14 protein-coding genes are annotated in these 16,981 nt (G+C 33.1%); 10 read left to right on the top strand and 4 right to left on the bottom strand.

The genetic code is table 11. The annotated features are described in order from the left end of the window. Window positions 1-305: 305 nt before the first annotated feature. The 6 genes from MODO_RS14530 (at window position 306) to MODO_RS14505 (ending at window position 9,471) form a co-directional block, all read left to right on the top strand. Window positions 306-3,047, top strand: a complete 2,742-nt coding sequence (locus MODO_RS14530; protein ID WP_006260586.1) for a TonB-dependent receptor — start codon at window positions 306-308, stop codon at window positions 3,045-3,047. Between the two features lie 4 nt (window positions 3,048-3,051). After that, window positions 3,052-4,284: a DUF4876 domain-containing protein gene (locus tag MODO_RS14525; RefSeq protein ID WP_006260587.1), complete on the top strand. Its 1,233-nt coding sequence runs from the start codon at window positions 3,052-3,054 to the stop codon at window positions 4,282-4,284. A gap of 12 nt (window positions 4,285-4,296) precedes the next feature. After that, entirely contained in the window at window positions 4,297-5,826 is a 1,530-nt protein-coding gene (locus MODO_RS14520; RefSeq protein WP_006260588.1) for a DUF6850 family outer membrane beta-barrel protein, read from the top strand. 28 nt (window positions 5,827-5,854) lie between these two features. Further along, entirely contained in the window at window positions 5,855-7,000 is a 1,146-nt protein-coding gene (locus MODO_RS14515; RefSeq protein WP_006257183.1) for a cytochrome-c peroxidase, read from the top strand. A 243-nt stretch (window positions 7,001-7,243) separates the two neighbouring features. Next, on the top strand, window positions 7,244-8,989 hold the full coding sequence (locus MODO_RS14510; RefSeq protein ID WP_006257182.1) for a nuclease-related domain-containing DEAD/DEAH box helicase: 1,746 nt from the start codon (window positions 7,244-7,246) through the stop codon (window positions 8,987-8,989). A gap of 47 nt (window positions 8,990-9,036) precedes the next feature. Next, entirely contained in the window at window positions 9,037-9,471 is a 435-nt protein-coding gene (locus tag MODO_RS14505) for an FKBP-type peptidyl-prolyl cis-trans isomerase (RefSeq protein WP_006262895.1), read from the top strand. A 224-nt stretch (window positions 9,472-9,695) separates the two neighbouring features. Here MODO_RS14505 and MODO_RS14500 read toward each other — a convergent pair whose 3' ends face one another. Beyond that, a complete protein-coding gene (locus MODO_RS14500) occupies window positions 9,696-10,571 on the bottom strand; it encodes a helix-turn-helix domain-containing protein (protein WP_006257180.1) in 876 nt (291 codons plus the stop codon). A 525-nt stretch (window positions 10,572-11,096) separates the two neighbouring features. On the opposite strand from MODO_RS14500, the gene MODO_RS14495 reads away from it, so the two are divergent. Beyond that, complete coding sequence (locus MODO_RS14495; RefSeq protein ID WP_006260590.1) at window positions 11,097-11,411, top strand: winged helix-turn-helix transcriptional regulator; 315 nt, start codon at window positions 11,097-11,099, stop codon at window positions 11,409-11,411. On the opposite strand, the gene MODO_RS14490 is transcribed toward MODO_RS14495, so the two are convergent. Further along, on the bottom strand, window positions 11,397-11,924 hold the full coding sequence (locus tag MODO_RS14490) for a GNAT family N-acetyltransferase (RefSeq protein ID WP_039328900.1): 528 nt from the start codon (window positions 11,922-11,924) through the stop codon (window positions 11,397-11,399). The two genes, MODO_RS14495 and MODO_RS14490, sit on opposite strands and share 15 nt — an antisense overlap. Before the next feature lie 264 nt (window positions 11,925-12,188). On the opposite strand from MODO_RS14490, the gene brnQ reads away from it, so the two are divergent. After that, complete coding sequence (gene brnQ, locus MODO_RS14485; RefSeq protein ID WP_039328902.1) at window positions 12,189-13,514, top strand: branched-chain amino acid transport system II carrier protein; 1,326 nt, start codon at window positions 12,189-12,191, stop codon at window positions 13,512-13,514. A gap of 55 nt (window positions 13,515-13,569) precedes the next feature. Here the strand turns inward: brnQ and MODO_RS14480 are convergent, their stop codons facing one another. Both MODO_RS14480 and MODO_RS14475 read right to left on the bottom strand, forming a co-directional pair. Then, a complete protein-coding gene (locus tag MODO_RS14480; protein ID WP_039328904.1) occupies window positions 13,570-14,511 on the bottom strand; it encodes an MBL fold metallo-hydrolase in 942 nt (313 codons plus the stop codon). Window positions 14,512-14,622: 111 nt separating this feature from the next. After that, a complete protein-coding gene (locus tag MODO_RS14475; RefSeq protein WP_006257175.1) occupies window positions 14,623-14,964 on the bottom strand; it encodes a cupin domain-containing protein in 342 nt (113 codons plus the stop codon). 177 nt (window positions 14,965-15,141) lie between these two features. Here MODO_RS14475 and MODO_RS14470 point away from each other — a divergent pair, with 177 nt between their 5' ends. Both MODO_RS14470 and MODO_RS14465 read left to right on the top strand, forming a co-directional pair. After that, on the top strand, window positions 15,142-16,137 hold the full coding sequence (locus MODO_RS14470) for an LLM class flavin-dependent oxidoreductase (RefSeq protein ID WP_039328906.1): 996 nt from the start codon (window positions 15,142-15,144) through the stop codon (window positions 16,135-16,137). A gap of 49 nt (window positions 16,138-16,186) precedes the next feature. Beyond that, window positions 16,187-16,729, top strand: coding sequence for a hypothetical protein (locus MODO_RS14465; RefSeq protein ID WP_039328908.1), 543 nt, complete (start codon window positions 16,187-16,189; stop codon window positions 16,727-16,729). The last annotated feature ends 252 nt before the right edge of the window (window positions 16,730-16,981 follow it).

Raw genomic sequence — 16,981 nt, 5'->3', positions numbered from 1 at the left:
CGCTTATTTACTTTAATTAAATGTAAAAGGCTTCTTTAGAGTTAGTTCTAAAGAAGCCTTTTTATATTATTAGTAGTATAAAGTATACTATTTATATCGAAGTAACTTATAATGTGCTGATGAATTGTATGTAATATTATGTTTTATTTGATGATTGTGTTTAATTATTGTATAAAATAAAGATTTAAACTTATTTACATTCATTCTTAAATAGATATATAGAATTAATTTGAATCAAGTCTAAATAACTTGGAAGATATAGGTTTTGTTGACTACTTTTGGCATCCGATTAATTAAGTTATTCAATGACACGCTTATATCAAGTTATTCAAGTTCTACTTGTTACTTTCACAGTCTTGTTCTGTTCTTCTATTTTTGCACAATCTTCTAAGTTGCAATTGAAGATCGTATTGCAAGATGCTCAAAATAAAGATATTAATAATGCTAGTATTCAGGTAACTGGAACAAAAGAGTCACAATTAAAGGTTAGTGATGATCAAGGTATTGCTATTTTTGATTTGAAAGCTGATACTTATACTGTTGAAGTATTTCATATTGGCTATGGAAGTTCTTCTACTGTAGTTAATTTACTTCAAAGTCAGACATTACCTATTACGTTGACAGCATCTTCTAATATATTAGAAGAAATGGTTATTACTGCTACAGAGAGTAAGGGACTTACTTCTACTTCTGTGATTAATCGTCAAGCGATGGAACATTTACAACCATCAAGCTTTGCTGATTTAATGGAATTATTACCAGGAGGGCAAGCAAAGGATCCTAAACTTACGGTAGCGAATGCTGCTTTAATTAGAGAGAATAACCCAGGAGAGAAATATGCAACAGGTGCATTAGGAGTACAGTTTATGGTAGACGATAATATTATCAATACTAATGCGGATATGCAGGTATCTGTAGGAGGAGCTAAGACTTCTCATATAGGAGTGGATATGCGTAGTTTGGCAACTAATGATATCGAAAGTGTTGAGGTTATTCGCGGTATACCTACAGCTGCCTATGGAGATTTGAGTTCAGGTCTGATTAAGATAAATAGAAAGATAGGGTATACACCACTACAAGCTCGTTTTAAAGTAGATGGTTTTAGCAAACTGTATTATGTAGGGAAAGGAATAGATACTAAGACAGGATGGAAACTGAATGCAAGTGTAGATTTCTTGGATGCTAAGAACGATCCTACAGATGTCCTTCAGAACTATAAGAGAGTATCATCATCATTGAGATCAGATAGAACATTTGTAGTAGGAGGATATGATCTGAGTTGGAAAGCAAATTTTGATTATAGTGGTACTGTTGATAACGATAAGTTTGATCCAGATACAGGTTATGATAGAACAGATAGTTATAAGAATAAAAAGCAGTACTTTTCATTAGGTAACAATCTAAAACTTGACTTTGGCAAAGAAGCTTTATTCAAGAATATAACCTTGAATGCTTATGTATCTCAAGGAATAGAAGATATTAAGGAGACTATCTTTATACAGCAGAATGGACGTGTAGCTATTCCTGTTGGAAATGAAACAGGAGAAAATGAAGGTGTATTTTTACCAACATCATACATAGCAACATCTAAGACAGAAGGCCGTCCTTTAAATATCAACACAAAGTTACAGTCAGAATTAGGTTTTTCTACTTTTGGGATTAAACATCATGGAGAAGTAGGGATGGACTTTAGATACTCAAAGAATAATGGTAGAGGAGAGTTATTCGATCCTTTATTACCTCCTTCTGTAGGGACTATGAAACGTCCTCGCCCTTTTAACGAAGTACCAGCTTCTCAGATATTAGCTGCTTATATAGGTGATCGTATGGAATATGACTTAGGTCAACATCACTTACAATTATATGCAGGAGTTAGAATGTCTAAATTATTAGGTGTTGGAAAAGAGTTTAGCATTAGTGATAGGGTATTTGCAGAGCCACGTGTCAACTTCCAATGGGGACTTCCTAAGCTAAAGATGGGACAGGAATATCTAAAGACTGATATTACAGTAGGATATGGAGAACTGTATAAACAACCTACTTTAGCTCTTCTATATCCACAAGATCGTTACTTCGATATGGTGCAAGTAAGTTACCTAGATCCTAAGACAGATAATGCATACGCACAGTTCTATACTTACAGAATGCCTTTGGCTAACCATAGTTTGATAGGCGCGAAGAATACGAAGAAAGAGATTCGTTTAGATTTAGAATATAAAAAACACAAGTTTTATATCACCTACTTCGATGAGAAGATGACAACAGGATTTAGAGATATGACTCAGTTTATGGGGTTTGAATATAAGCGATATGAGTCTAAAGATATAGTGTGGAATGATGAGTTAGGCAAGCCAGATTTAGATCAATCCCCATATTCATACAGACAAGACATGATGCAGTATACACATACTGAAAATGGAAGTTCAACATTAAAAGAAGGAATAGAGTTTGGATATTCTTCACCTCGTTTTGAAGGGATTAATACTCGTATTACTTTAAATGGAGCATGGTTTAAAACGACGTATTCTAATAGTGCTTCTATTCTTTGGAGACCTGGTATCTCTGTAAATGGACAACAGTATTTATACACAGGTATTTATGCAGATGATAATGGGAATAGAAGATCATCTCTAGTGTACAATGTAGTTGTAGACACTTATTTGCCTAGCTTAGATATGAATATATCTGCCTCTTTACAGGGAGATGTGTTTAGAAGAAACCTAAACCTAAATAGAGTTGCTGCTCCTTATGCATATATGGGAATAGATAATGTAGTTCATCCTTATACAGAAGAAAGTGCAAATGATCCATTACTACAACATCTAGTTAGACCTGTTTCTAAGACAGATGGTATGGAGGAGAGAAGACCATTTACATTTAATGCTAATTTTAAAATATCAAAGAGAATATATAAATCAGTAAAGGCATCCATGTTCGTTAATCGATTATTCACACACTATTCTTCATATACATATAATGGAGTGAATGTAAATAGAAAAGATGATAGCGGACCTTACTTTGGAATGGAAATAAACTTCAATATTTAAGACAATGAGATTAAAGCATATATTTTTATACGGATTGATGATGACAATGAGCTTATTAATGAGCTCGTGTTTGACAGATGATAATGCGCTTGGAAGTAATCAGAATTCGACTGTTTCTATGGCATTTAAAGTAGAAGGTATTAAAGAAATAAAAGAATTAGAAGTAGAGTTTGTTGAAGTTAATACAGGTTTACGAATAGTGGAGAAAGCAGTAGGTTCTCCTTATTTCTCTGTCGCTCTACCTGTGGGATCTTATAGAATGTCAGCAGAAGGAATAGGTGTCCTAGAAGATAAAGAAGAAGTAGGATTAGGTAGTAAAAGCGAAATGCTAGACGTGACCGATCAGATAGTAAATATGACAATTAATTTATTTGTCAAACAACTTAACGATGACTTTATCTTTGAAGAAATATTCTTTGCTGGATTACAAACTACAGAATTAAAAACATACCAAACAGGTAAATACTTTAAACTAGTTAACAATACAGATAGAGTGCTTTATGCAGATGGATTATTGATCGCTCAATCGGAGTTTTTGACGACTAGAGATAATAAAGAAACACCAGATGTATTAAACGAAGCTTTTGTTTTACAATCTGTAATGATGTTACCAGGTAACGGTACCCAGTACCCAGTAGAGCCAGGAGATTTTATTGTAATAGCAGATAATGCTCAGAATCATAACTTAGCCAATGTACCAGGGGCTGATTTATCTAATGCTGACTTTGAATTTCCTATTACTGAAAACCCTAAGAATGTACAACCAGATAATCCTAATGTACCTAATGTGATGATGATTTATACGAAGTTAAACTTTAGTATGTTCGCTATGCATGATCGTGGACAGACAGGATATATCGTAGCTCGTTTTCCTAAAGGAGAGAATGTGGATACTTGGCTAGCTAATTATAAGTTTGATTATAGCTATTTGACAGCTGCAGGTAAAGAACAAAAGTTCAGCAGATATAAAATGCCTAATACATGGGTTATTGATGCTGTTAATGGAAGTATTCCTGATAAGTTTGAACGTCTAGTGACTGCTCCTTCTTTAGATAGCGGCTACTCATACTGTGCAACTTCAGAATCTGATAAAGCGCGTTATGGAAAGACTATCAGAAGAAAAGTCTTAGGACCTAATGAGCAAGGTCGCAATGTGTATAAGGATACTAATAATTCTTCAGATGATTTTATTCCTCAGTCAGAGATGTCTCTAAAAGACGGAATACATCATAAATAAAATAGGAGTACATTGAGAAATACATATATAAATATAGTTGGAATAATTAGTGTATTGTTTTGTGCTGAGGTTCAAGCTCAGGATAGAACAGATTCTAATTTATACGAGAGTAGACTAGCTCAACGGGATATGAATATCGTATTCGGACAAGACTTTTTTGCTAATCGTGCTTTCATGACATCGTATAGTCCTTTGTCTTTTTCTGAATTAAGTTTGAATTATCTATCAGATAGTAAGGATGCTTATTTAATCCAGGATGGAGATGGCTTAGATGCCTTTAAGGTAAATACTTCTTCTTATCAACGATTAAAGAATAATACTGTCCTATGGGGAAGCGCTTCTTATAATACTCAGAAGCAAAAGAATATGAAGTGGAATGAGAATCTTGACAGACATATCCTAGGACCTTATGTGTTAGGTGATTCTATAGGAGGTACCATGAAGCAAGAGATTTATCAATTTGCAGGAGGGATGGCTAAACAGTTTGATAAGTGGACAGTAGGAGGAGAAGTTAGTTATATGGCTAAAAGTGGATATAGAGAAGTAGACCCAAGACCTAAGAATACCTCTTCAGATTTAAATTTGCGCATTGGAGTAAACTATAATGTTTATAAGGACTACGAATTAGGAGTGTATGCAAATTGGAATAAATATACTCAGAATAGTACAATTAAGTTTGTCAGTCTATTAGGGAAGCCCATAGCGTATCACCTGACAGGTTTAGGAGCTTATAATTATTACTTTAGTTCTGCTGTAGATATGAAGATGATTTATGAGGGAACAGGATATGAGGTAGGAGGAACTATAGCTAAGAATAAAGGTAAGGACTTTTTGATACAAGGTTCGTTTGGGCAGTTTGATATTGAGAAGAACTTTGGAAGTAGTCCTTCAAAAGAAATGTCTGTACTTAAAACTAAAAAATATACAATAGGAGGAATTAAATATATTGATCTAGATGAACATCGTTTAGGAGCAAAAGTTAATTACTTACTAAGTGAATCAAGAGGAATTGAGTCTTTTTATTCTAAAACAGAAAAGTTAGAGAGAAAGATAGGAGAGCAAGATCTGTATAAGTTTGTAAGAAGTGATGTGTATACGTCTTTATTTTATCAATATAGTACAGATGTTAGTAGATTAGTAGTTTCACCTTCTTTCACAGTAGAACAGACAGAAGAAAAGAGAAGAGATACTCAGGCTAGACAGCGATTCACATATTTACATTATGGATTAGAAGTTGATTATATGCGACAATTGAATCAATCTAATATCATAACAGTAAGCCCTTATTTTAGAGTGCGTAATCTTAAGGAGGATACTGTGAATTTGGTAACATCGTATAAGAGCCCTGCTATGACAGAATGGGTACAACATGATTTAGCGATTCAGACTGCTAATTATCAGACTTATGGTATTACAGCCAGATATGATGTGAAGGTTAGTAATATACCAGCCATGTTTGCTCAGATTCAGTATGAACAGACAAAGTATAATATAAACAAAACAAATAACTATATAGGAATGTCTCTAGGAGTTATTTTCTAAGCAGTTATTAACTAACAACAAATAAACAATGAAAAAGGTAGTTATTTTATTATCTGGATTCTTAGCTTTTGGATTATTTAGTTTTAGTCCAAAGTTTGTAGGATTCTTAGGAAGCGACAACCCTGAGTATCAAAAAATAATAGAAAGCTATAAGCAGCCTATTTCACAATGGCCGGCACCAACTATAGATGAAGGTGTGGAATGGAGTGAGATGGGAAGTATTAAACGTGATAACGACTATTTTACAGAACAAGCGAAACCTGAAGTAATTTTAGGTCGTATGTTATTCTTTGATCCTAAATTGTCAAAGTCTAATCAGATATCGTGTAGTTCATGTCATGATCCTGAATTAGGATGGACAGATAGACGTATGGTGGGACTTGGACATGATCACTTAAAAGGAGCACGTAATACCCCTTCGTTATATAATACTGCAGAGCGTACTTCTTATTTTTGGGACGGTAGAGCTAATAGTTTAGAAGAACAGGCTAATGGACCATTATCTGCTCATAACGAAATGGCAATGGACGTAGTAGATTTACCTGCCAAATTGAGTAAAGTACAAGGGTATAAACCTTATTTTAAAGAAGCTTTCGGTGATGAGAAGATTACCTATGACCGTATTGTAGGAGCAATTGCTACGTTTCAAAAGACAATTAAGAGTCAACCTAGTCGAGTAGATGCTTTTATAGACGGTAAATATAAAGCGCTTAATGACCAAGAAATTTATGGTATGCATTTGTTTAGAACGAAAGGTAGATGTATGAATTGTCATCATGGGCAGTACTTGACAGATGAGTCTTTTCACAATATTGGATTGACTTACTATAAACGCAAGTTTGAAGATCTCGGTAGATATGAAGTAACGAAAGATCCTAATGATGTAGGGAAGTTTAAAACTCCTGGTTTAAGAGATCTTTTAAACACTAGACCTTGGATGCATAATGGATTATTTGACGATCTGGAAGGAATCGTTAATATGTACAACAGTGGTATGCACATGATAGATCCTACTGCTGAACAAAAAGCGAAAGATCCTTTATATCCTGTGACAGATCCTTTAATGAAACCTCTAGAGTTAACGAAAGAAGAAACAAAAGCGATAGTAGCATTCTTAGAGTCTCTATCTGGAAGTAGATTTAAGATGAGAAGACCTGAGTTTCCAACAGAATAATATATTTATAAACGACTATTTATTTCTAAATAGTCGTTTATTTTTTGAATGATATCTTATGACATTCTCTAGGTCTATTTTTGCAATAGAATAATGAAGATGAAGAGGGAGTTTTTCATAATTTAAATGTAAATGTTATAGAAGGATAAGCTATTTTTAGTTTATCCTTTTTTAATTGTAGAATATAGAGTAGAGTTGAGGTAAAAGACGTAATTTAGATGTTCATCAAAAAAATGTAGAGTCATGGCTTTAAAGATTTATCCGGAGTACCCTCTAGATGAGCTCGAGCAACTTTTTATAAATGGGAACAAGGTTCCTTATGGAGAGTTTTTAATATATGGAGATATTGTAGAATCCCTGTCTAAAAGCCCTCATGATTGGTATGTATGGTATAGTATGAAACTTCCTTTTCATGATAACTCTAAGATAAAAAGGGCTAAAGCGGACGCTGAGCTTGACTTTATCATTGTTTCTAAATTTGGAATTATTGTCTTAGAAGTAAAAGGGGGGAATATTTTTGTTGACCAAGGACGTTTCTGTTTTAAGGATGGTAAGCGTAAGAAGTGGCTAAACCAAAACCCTTTTGAACAAGTGAAGGGATATAAATACACTTTGATGAATAAAGTGTTCCCTAGCTTTAAGCATATATTATTCTGTGAAGCAGTGGCCTTTCCAACTACTAAAATTGCTATTGAGAATACTATTTATGATAAGAATCTTATATTTAGTGACTACACTCGACGCAATAGATATAAGAATATAGAAAAATTTCTATTACATATCTATGATTATTCTAAGCAGAAATTAGAGAATACACACCCTATTAGATTTAATAATCTATCGAAAGCAGAATTGGATAATATTGTGAATACATTCAGTCCAATGATTCAGGATACCAATGTCTTCCAATCTAGAAATTCGTTAGAATGGCTAAAAGAACGAAACTTAGAGATACTGTACTCTCTTTCTGAAAACCCGCGTTTAATGATAGAAGGAGCGCCAGGTACAGGTAAGACTACTATGGCGATGGCGTATAGTGAGATGCAGGTGGGAAGACACGGTATTTATTTGTGCTGGAATTCTTTGTTATGTGCTTATAATGCACAGAGGTTTAAGGCGAGTAATGTTCGTATAGACTGCATTACATTCACACAGTTTGTGATGAAGTATTTACCTGGTGTTACTGAGCGTGATCTTTTATATATAGAACCAGAGAAATTTGCAGACTATATTAGAAAGACGATTACTCATTTAGAAGAAATAGATAAGCTTCCTAATTATGATTATATGATTGTAGACGAAGCACAAGATTTGTTTGATCGTAATCTTCACTTAATGATGCATAAGTTATGTGGTAATCACAATGGAATGAAACAAGGGAATATTATGCTTCTTTATGATCTAGACCAAAGCTTCTCTCTTTTTGGACGTGATGTTTCTGATTATGCTTACTTCTTGAAAGAGTATTTTACTCATTTTAAATTACACAAAATACGACGAAGTGCACAGAAGTCACAGATTCGTCAGATTTCAGAACATATTCAAACGCATCCTGATGATTGGGATGAGGTGAGTGTGCATCAGAAAGAGTATGATGAAATTGAATTGCGTTCATTCTATGATCAAGTGACGATTAAAGAAGCAATGGAAGAAGTGATACGCAGTATTAATGACCCTAGTTCTTCATTAAACGCTGAGGATGTAATTGTGTTGGTACAAAGTAAAGTGTGGCAGAGACGTAATAACGTTGCTGATTTAATTCTAGAATTAGGAATGGAGGAGCTTACAGTTGAGAATCTTACATTAAAGCCTAAGAAACTCCAGTATACTACAGCAGTTAAGTTTAAAGGATTAGAACGTAAGAATGTTATTCTTGTAGTGGATAAACCGAATAAACTAACTCCTTATGAATGGTATGTGGGATGTACACGTGCTATGGATAACCTTAGTATTTGGCAATTACATACTTATAAAGAGCATGAAGGATAGAAATTATCTATTATTTTTGCAGGTAAGTTTAAAATAGAGTAATACTTATGAGTGTCGCAGAGTTATTAAAAAAAAGGAAAGAGCAGTTAGAACAGAAGAATAAAGAAGAAGGAGCTAAGTATTTAGAAGAATATGTAAAGAAGGACGGAGTGATCTTATTGCCCTCAGGTGTAGCTTATGAGATTATAGCATTAGGTGAAGGGGACAAAGTAGAACTTTCTGATCGCATAGAATGTCATTATCATGGTACTAATATCAATGGAGAAGTTTTTGATAGTTCTATTGCTAGAGGAAAGACCGCTTCTTTCAACCTGAGCAAATTAATTCTAGCCTATCAACAGGTTGTTCCATTATTGCCAATAGGCACTAAGTTTAGAATGGTCACACCTCCAGAATACGCTTATAGAGAAGAGCATATTAGTAAAGAGATTGGTCCCTATAGCACTCTTGTATTTGAAGTAGAATTAGTAAATAAACTTTAATAGTGACAAAACAAAAAGCCACCTTCTAAAAAGGTGGCTTTTTTAACAATAAAAAAGATTTAGGGCTACTATTCTTCATTTTTTTAGCTTGAAGATAAGCAATGTGTTTTTGCAGTTTTCTGCAATTGTAATTTTTAGTAAAGTTGTTTTCTATGTTCTTCCACAAAGTTAAGTTGAGTTATTCAATTGATTGTAAAACAATTCAAACATCTTTGTATCATTATTTAATTTTTGCGATATTGATTAGGAGTAAGTAAAGTATATTTCTTAAAAAAGCTAGAAAAATACGTTGGGTATTCAAAACCTAAACAATAGCCTATTTCAGCTACACTCCATGGTTTAGACTTTAGTAATTTTTGTGACTCTATTAATAGTCTCTCTTGGATACAGTCACTAGTACATTTTCCTATTGTTTTCTTTAAAGTATGATTGAGATGATTTACGTGTACATTCAGCACTTTTGCAAAATCATTAGGCGTTTTCAATTTGATTACTGTATTTGTTTTTTCAATCGGAAATTGCTTTTCTAATAATTCTAAGAATTTTGAACACAATCTTTGTGGTGCATTTACACTCTGGTCTACAGTATATGTCGCATTGAGCTTATTGCTTTGATGTATTATGATTTCAATATAGTTACGCATTAATTCGTATTTCTGCGCATACTTTTGATTGTTTTCTTCTTCAATTCTCTTAAATACATAAGAAATAAACTCATCTTGTTGTGGCGTTAAAAGGTAAATAGGATTCTCGTGTAAGTGGGCAAGAATGCTTTTTAATAAGTGACTTTTATAGCCTAAGAAGCTGCTGTTAAATAAACAGTAGTATCCTTCCGGTTTTTCTGATACTGGTTCGAATGTATAATGAGATACCGGGTTAGAAAAGAATAATGATGGACCTTCTAACTCAATCACTTTATTTCCATCAAAGAATTTACTCTTTGATTTTAAATAAGAAAGTTTGTAATAACTCCTTTTGTTATATGGAGATATTTTCTTTGTTTCGTCCCCTTGTTGAAAAATGATAAAATCATCTTTAGGTGGATTCTTAAATTCCACTATTTTAGTTGGAATTACGATCTTTGATGCTGTGCTTGTCATGATGTAGGTGATTTTTAATACGCAAACTCGGTTGGGGAGTGTGAGTTTTGTGTATTAGGTTTATACTAAGTCGTGTTTTTTAAATGGCTAATCATATTTAAATTTTATGTTAATAATATGTTGATGTTTTGTTAGTGTAAAATTAATAATATGAAATATATCAATGTTGTGTAAAAAGTGTTTTTTATTGTCTTTTTTACTTAAAATGAATTGATTATTGTATTTATTGTGTTTTAAAATTGTTATTTATTCATTTGATTTGTATATATGAGTATTTTATTTTTACGATTTATTACATATGATTGATTATAATTTAATATTTGGAACATATTATTTTGTAATTTATATGATAAAATAATAAAGCAAAAAATGAGACTTTTTTGACTATTTGCTTAGTCTAAAATGAGAAATTGTTGGAAGTGATGTTATATTTTAATATTCTGTAGTATTAAAAGAATATCAATTACACTAGTTTTTCCATTATAAAGGGAATTGTGTAGCTTTGTAACTAAATAAATATGGATTATGATTAAAAGCGATGAAAAAACTACTAAGTGCCCAGCAGAAGAACTAATAAAGACTCTTGGTGGCAAATGGAAAGTTCATATCATTCATATTACAGAAGAGGAGCCTAGGAGGTTTAGAGATTATATGCGCTTGTTAGAAGGTGCTAATAAGCAATCTGTCTCTGTAGCTTTAAAAGAGTTGGAAGAGGATGGGTTCTTAATTAAGAGTGTAATTAATGAAAAACCTTTACATATAGAGTACTCCCTTACAGAGAGAGCTAGACTAGTGATACCTGTATTTGACAATCTATATAATGAGCTACAAAGTAGATAAGATTTCTTTCTGGTAGATTAACTTGTAGGTGTTATTATCCAGTTCTTGTCTATCTATAAGTGAATAATTCATTTTTTCTAATAGTTTACGAGAGGCTATATTACTCTCGTAGAGTTGTGCGATAAGGATTTTTGAAGGATATATTTGTTGCATGAAGAGTTCTATGCCATGTAGTAATTCTGTACCGTAACCTTTTTGCCAATAATCCTTATGTATAATGTACCCTATTTCTATTTTTTCTTCTTGCTCTCCGTATTTTATGAGTAGTACTTCCCCTATTATATCAGTTTGGGAGTTATTGTTTAGAGAAATTTTATAGATTCCTAACCCTTGAGAGTAGAGGAGATCGTTTTTTGCATATTTATTTCTTAAAGCATCAGAATCCCAGTGATTTGCCCTAGATGGAATCCATTTCATTGTGTCAGGAGAGTTATGAATCTTTAATAGGTCATTTAAGTCTTCTCCTAATTGAATTGTTTCTATTTTTAAGTTATTGGTAGTAAAAAGAATCATTTTTTAGTTTTTTTTGTTTCTAATTCGGTTATTGGTGTTGTTTTTTTTAACATATTCTAGAAGGTGTTAAATTATCACTGAATCTAAATGAATATGGTGTAAAATATTGGTATGTATATATCTAAGCCGATTATTATTTTATATATTGTGCTCCTCTTAAGTAAAACTAAAGATATTGAATGTTATTTTTAAGTACAAATTTTAAGAAATTTTACTGATTTTACTATAGAATAAAACAAATGTTAACTACCTAAAATTTAATGAATGAATAAAAAATCCATCTTTGATGCAGTAACTATTGGTTTTGCATTGTTTGCCATGTTTTTTGGTGCTGGAAATATAATTTTGCCTCCTATTATTGGATTGTTTACAGAAGGTTCTTGGACCTCGGCTGTTACAGGGTTTTCTATCACCGCAATACTAGCACCCTTTTTAGGAATTGTTGCTGTATTGATTTCTGGAGACGAATTTACAGACTTAGGTAAACGGATCAATAGTACATTAGGATGGGTATTAGCTACAGCTATTATTCTTAGTATAGGACCATTGGTTGCTATTCCTCGTACAGCAGCGACTACCTTTGAGATAGGGGTATTATCTGTCTTTCCTGATTTTAGTGCAGTATGGTCTTCTGTTATTTTCTTTGGGATTACGTTGTTACTTTCGATATCTCCGTCTAAGGTAGTTAATATTATAGGTAAGTATTTGACACCTATGTTATTAGTTCTTTTGGTAGCGATGGTAGTGATTGGTATAGTCAATCCTTTAGATACTTCTAAGTTAGTTAATACTTCTTATCCAGATCCATTTAGACTTGGATTTGCTGAGGGATACCAGACTATGGATGTATTAGCATCAGTGATTTATGCTGGTATTATCATCTCTGCAGTGAAGGCTGCTGGCTATGTGAGTTCTAAAGAGAAAACTAAGGTTACTTATATGTCAGGTGTTGTTGCTATCTCATGTTTATTATTCATATATGGTGGATTAGTATACCTAGGAGCAACCTCAGGTTACCCTATTACAGATGATTTAAAGAGAACAGAACTATTGTTGCATATCTCTAATGGAGTATTAGGTAGTCAGGGGACTCTAGCATTATCATTATGTATAGCTTTAGCTTGTTTGACCACTGCGATTGCGTTAGTGTGTGCTACAGGTACATTCTTTAGCCAATTAACGAAAGGAAAACTTAGCTATCAGCTAGTTGTAGTTATTACTTGTGTTTCTTCTGCAATATTAGCAGTGAAAGGGGTAGATAGTATCATTGATTATGCAGCTCCATTTTTAGGAATCATATATCCTATTACATTGACATTGATCATTTATATGGTGGCTTTTGGTAAATCTGTGACTAGAAAAGCTCCTTTCGTTGGAGCAATCTTAACTACTACAGTTGTAGCATTGATTCAGTTTAGCTCTTTTATTGCTTTTAAATATGACTTTATAGAGTATTCTCAGTCATCTGAAGAATTTATTAAGACACTGCCAATGAGTAGTTATGATGTGCCTTGGCTGATTCCATCTTTAGTAGCATTCATTCTTGTGTTTATTGTAGACAAGATGTTCTTTAAACAAAAATCAAATTAATGATAAGGATATAGTATATAACCAAAAAAGCCGTCTACATAGACGGCTTTTTTGGTTATTGTAACTTTATTTTTTGCCCTTGTACAGGGAAGATATAGTTGACTTTAAATTCGTTTTGAGTAGCTAATTCTTCTTTGATAGTACTTATAGCTGTTCCACTAGGTTTTAGATGTGTAATAACTATATTTAAATCTCTTAAGTTTTCCTTACCTACATGATTTGCTAGATTACCTAATTCCTCATTTAACAGTTTGGGTGTTAAGTGTCCGAATAACTTATCCTCTGGCTGACTATTTGGGAAAGATACTTCTAATAATATAGTCTTAAGGTTCTTATTAATGATCAGAGGTGCTATGTACTCCCAGATATAGTTAAGTTTAGTTGTTTTCTCTACTCTATCTGCTCCTGTATCTCCGAAGTAGAGTACATATTCATCATTATTTCTTACTAATATAGCAGAGCTTAACTGTGGATTTACATGACTAAGTTCAAATACTTCAGCAGACAGAGAAGTGTTCTCTATATTGAAGGATTGTGCAGGTTTTACTCTTGTATATTTATATTTACCTAGTATAGGTTTTTCTCCTTCATTACCGAAGTTTGCCCATGAAGCATTAGTGAAATAGTTGTTCTTAAAAATATCAATGACAAATGGTAACGCATATATAGGCTTAGAAGAATCCTCAGGAGAATTTATGATTAGTCCTGATAGATGATCCAGATGACCATGTGATATAAAATACCCTTTGATATAATCGCGTAGTATCGTACCATTATCTGCTGAGAATGTTTTTTCTTCGATTGCTTTATTGATACCACTATGTATAGTACCAGCATCTAGAGCGATATAGCTATTTGTGTTTTCTACTCCGATAAGATAAGACGATAAGTTGCTCTCATCTCCACCACCATAGACCCCTAATGGGATAATTTCTAGATTTTGTGCCAGACAGAATGTACTTGATAGTAACAGTATGCTAGATATTATTTTTTTCATTTTTTTCTGATTTGTGCAAATTTACTGTACTTATAAGGATTCTTTGTTATCTAATAAGCAATATATTTTAGCAGGTATAGGCGTAGTAATACTTGTAGAAGATAACTATACTTAGTCCTTGATGACATTCATCACTCTTGTGACCTGATCAGATTTATGTAAGGTTAGTCGTACTATGCTATCCTCTAGAGCTGTTAGGTCATGTGGGATATTAGGTTCTAGTGCGATTAAGTGTCCCTCTTTTAAGTCATAAGGCTTTCCTTCCACCCCGAATGTTATCGCTCCTTTTACGATTTCCACGACTATAGGGAAGGATGTCTTATGTTCTTTCATCTCTTGTCCTTTTTTGAATACAATTCTGATTTCTTTAGAAAAGTCGTTATCCACTAGTATTTTGATAGCTGGTTTCTTCTCACCATACTCTATCTGCTCTAATAAGTTCTGTATGTGCATCATATTATTTAAGTAATGATTAGTGTTATAAATTTACGATTTTTTATTGGTATAAATTATTGTTTATAAGCTTATTAATAAGTTAATATAACTCATGGTGTTAATTTTTTATAACAGCGAATAGCATTCTGTTTATTAATGTTATCTTGTGTCATATCATTTTAATTGAATTTTTATATGAATCATAATATACCATTCTCATTCTTAGATCTTGCGATTATAGGTGAGGATAAAACAACGACTGAAACTTTACAGAATGTTTTAAAAGTAGCACAACATATTGAAAAAGTTGGCTTTAATAGACTATGGTTGGCAGAACATCATAATATGCCACATATAGCTTCTTCCGCCACATCTGTTTTGATTGGATATTTGGCAGGAGGGACATCTACATTGAGAATAGGTTCAGGAGGGGTGATGTTACCAAACCATCCATCTTTAGTTATTGCTGAACAGTTTGGAACCTTGGAGGCGTTATATCCAGGTAGAATAGATCTTGGATTAGGTAGGGCACCAGGTACCGATCAGGCTACAGCCCTTGCTTTGAGACGTAATGACGTACATGCAGCTAATTTTTTCCCACAACAGATAGAGGAGCTAAAGCGTTTTTTTAAAGTAAATGAAGGAGCTAAGGTAAGAGCATTTCCTGGAGAAGGATGTGATATACCGATGTGGATACTAGGATCTAGTACAGATAGTGCATATTTAGCAGCTGAGTTAGGTTTGCCGTATGCATTTGCAAGTCATTTTGCTCCAGATCATTTATTACAAGCAGCTAATATTTATAGAAAGAATTTTGTACCATCTGCACAATTAGATAAACCCTATTTTATGCCTTGTGTGAATGTAATAGTTGCAGATACGAATGAAAAGGCTGAACAACTAGCTACATCATTTTATAAAATGTTTTTAGGAATTATTAGAAATGATAGAAAACCTCTTCAGAGACCTTGTGAATCTATGGAGGGCAATTGGACAGACTATGAAGAGTTCATTGTAAAGCAAAAAACATTCTTCTCTTTTATAGGAGACAAAGAAAAAGTAAAAAGTGGTTTAACAGATTTCTTTAATACGATTGAGGTTGACGAGATTATGATCACTACTCCAATCTATGGAGTAGAAGAACGTTTAAGAAGTGTTGAATTGTTTTCAGAGATTATGAAAAACAAATAAAAGTTTTGTTCCTTTACAATCCTATAATATTTAAAATAACAGAATAACGATGATAAGAAGTATTGTCATAATGATGAGTTTATTTACTTTCTTTTTGATTTCTTGTAGTGAGTCTACAGTGCCTAAAGAAGTAAATATTGGTGATTTGGGGACGATAGAGGTTCCTAGTGAACTCTCTCTTGCCAAAAACCTGAATAAAGATGCCATCTTTCAAATGGAAAATAAAAAGGATGATTTCTATGTAGTGATAGTGGAAGATAATAAGGTAGAGTTTAAGGAGATTGTTGAAGAGGTTTATGGCAATCCAGTTCCTAACTTTAAAGTATATGCTGAATTAGCAAATTCTTCTATCGCTTCTAGTTTGAATTTAAAACAAGATACAGAACTAGAACAGACTAGTGTGAATGGACTACCTGCTTATTTGACTAGTTATGATGGAGATTTAGATGGGACTCTCGTTCATTATAAACTAGCTTGTATAGAAGGAAAAGATAGATACTATCAAATAGTGAGCTGGACTACTATGGTTAAAAAGAAGAAATATGAGAGCGTGATGACTTCAATGCTTGAATCCTTTAAAGAAAAGAAATAATTATAGAGTAAAGCTCTTGTCAGTAGGTAAGAGCTTTTTTCATTAAAGAATGTATTACCCGCAGCCCTAGATCATATAGTCTAGGGCTTTTTTGTTACTATATTTTAAGCCCCCTCTTCAAGAGTGCGACAAGACCTCTTCAATATTGCTTCAAGAAAGAGGTGCTCAGGTAGAGTAATTTTGGAGAAATGTTGAAGCGGTGTTGAAGAAGTAGGCATAAAGGCTTGCTATTACTGGGATACAGAAGTGTTT

It is taken from the genome of Myroides odoratimimus (genome assembly GCF_001485415.1).
Classification (GTDB): domain Bacteria; phylum Bacteroidota; class Bacteroidia; order Flavobacteriales; family Flavobacteriaceae; genus Flavobacterium; species Flavobacterium odoratimimum.
Note: the sequence above shows the minus strand (reverse complement) of the source record. Positions and strands in the feature narration are given on the sequence as shown.

What these genes read in the sequence shown, in the direction of transcription:
- MODO_RS14505 (WP_006262895.1), top strand. Translation starts at nt 9,037, where the DNA reads ATGAGTGTCGCAGAGTTATTAAAAAAAAGGAAAGAGCAGTTAGAACAG.
- MODO_RS14530 (WP_006260586.1), top strand. Translation starts at nt 306, where the DNA reads ATGACACGCTTATATCAAGTTATTCAAGTTCTACTTGTTACTTTCACA.
- MODO_RS14475 (WP_006257175.1), bottom strand. Translation starts at nt 14,964, where the DNA reads ATGCACATACAGAACTTATTAGAGCAGATAGAGTATGGTGAGAAGAAA.
- MODO_RS14515 (WP_006257183.1), top strand. Translation starts at nt 5,855, where the DNA reads ATGAAAAAGGTAGTTATTTTATTATCTGGATTCTTAGCTTTTGGATTA.
- MODO_RS14470 (WP_039328906.1), top strand. Translation starts at nt 15,142, where the DNA reads ATGAATCATAATATACCATTCTCATTCTTAGATCTTGCGATTATAGGT.
- brnQ (WP_039328902.1), top strand. Translation starts at nt 12,189, where the DNA reads ATGAATAAAAAATCCATCTTTGATGCAGTAACTATTGGTTTTGCATTG.
- MODO_RS14465 (WP_039328908.1), top strand. Translation starts at nt 16,187, where the DNA reads ATGATAAGAAGTATTGTCATAATGATGAGTTTATTTACTTTCTTTTTG.
- MODO_RS14525 (WP_006260587.1), top strand. Translation starts at nt 3,052, where the DNA reads ATGAGATTAAAGCATATATTTTTATACGGATTGATGATGACAATGAGC.
- MODO_RS14495 (WP_006260590.1), top strand. Translation starts at nt 11,097, where the DNA reads ATGATTAAAAGCGATGAAAAAACTACTAAGTGCCCAGCAGAAGAACTA.
- MODO_RS14510 (WP_006257182.1), top strand. Translation starts at nt 7,244, where the DNA reads ATGGCTTTAAAGATTTATCCGGAGTACCCTCTAGATGAGCTCGAGCAA.
- MODO_RS14490 (WP_039328900.1), bottom strand. Translation starts at nt 11,924, where the DNA reads ATGATTCTTTTTACTACCAATAACTTAAAAATAGAAACAATTCAATTA.
- MODO_RS14480 (WP_039328904.1), bottom strand. Translation starts at nt 14,511, where the DNA reads ATGAAAAAAATAATATCTAGCATACTGTTACTATCAAGTACATTCTGT.
- MODO_RS14500 (WP_006257180.1), bottom strand. Translation starts at nt 10,571, where the DNA reads ATGACAAGCACAGCATCAAAGATCGTAATTCCAACTAAAATAGTGGAA.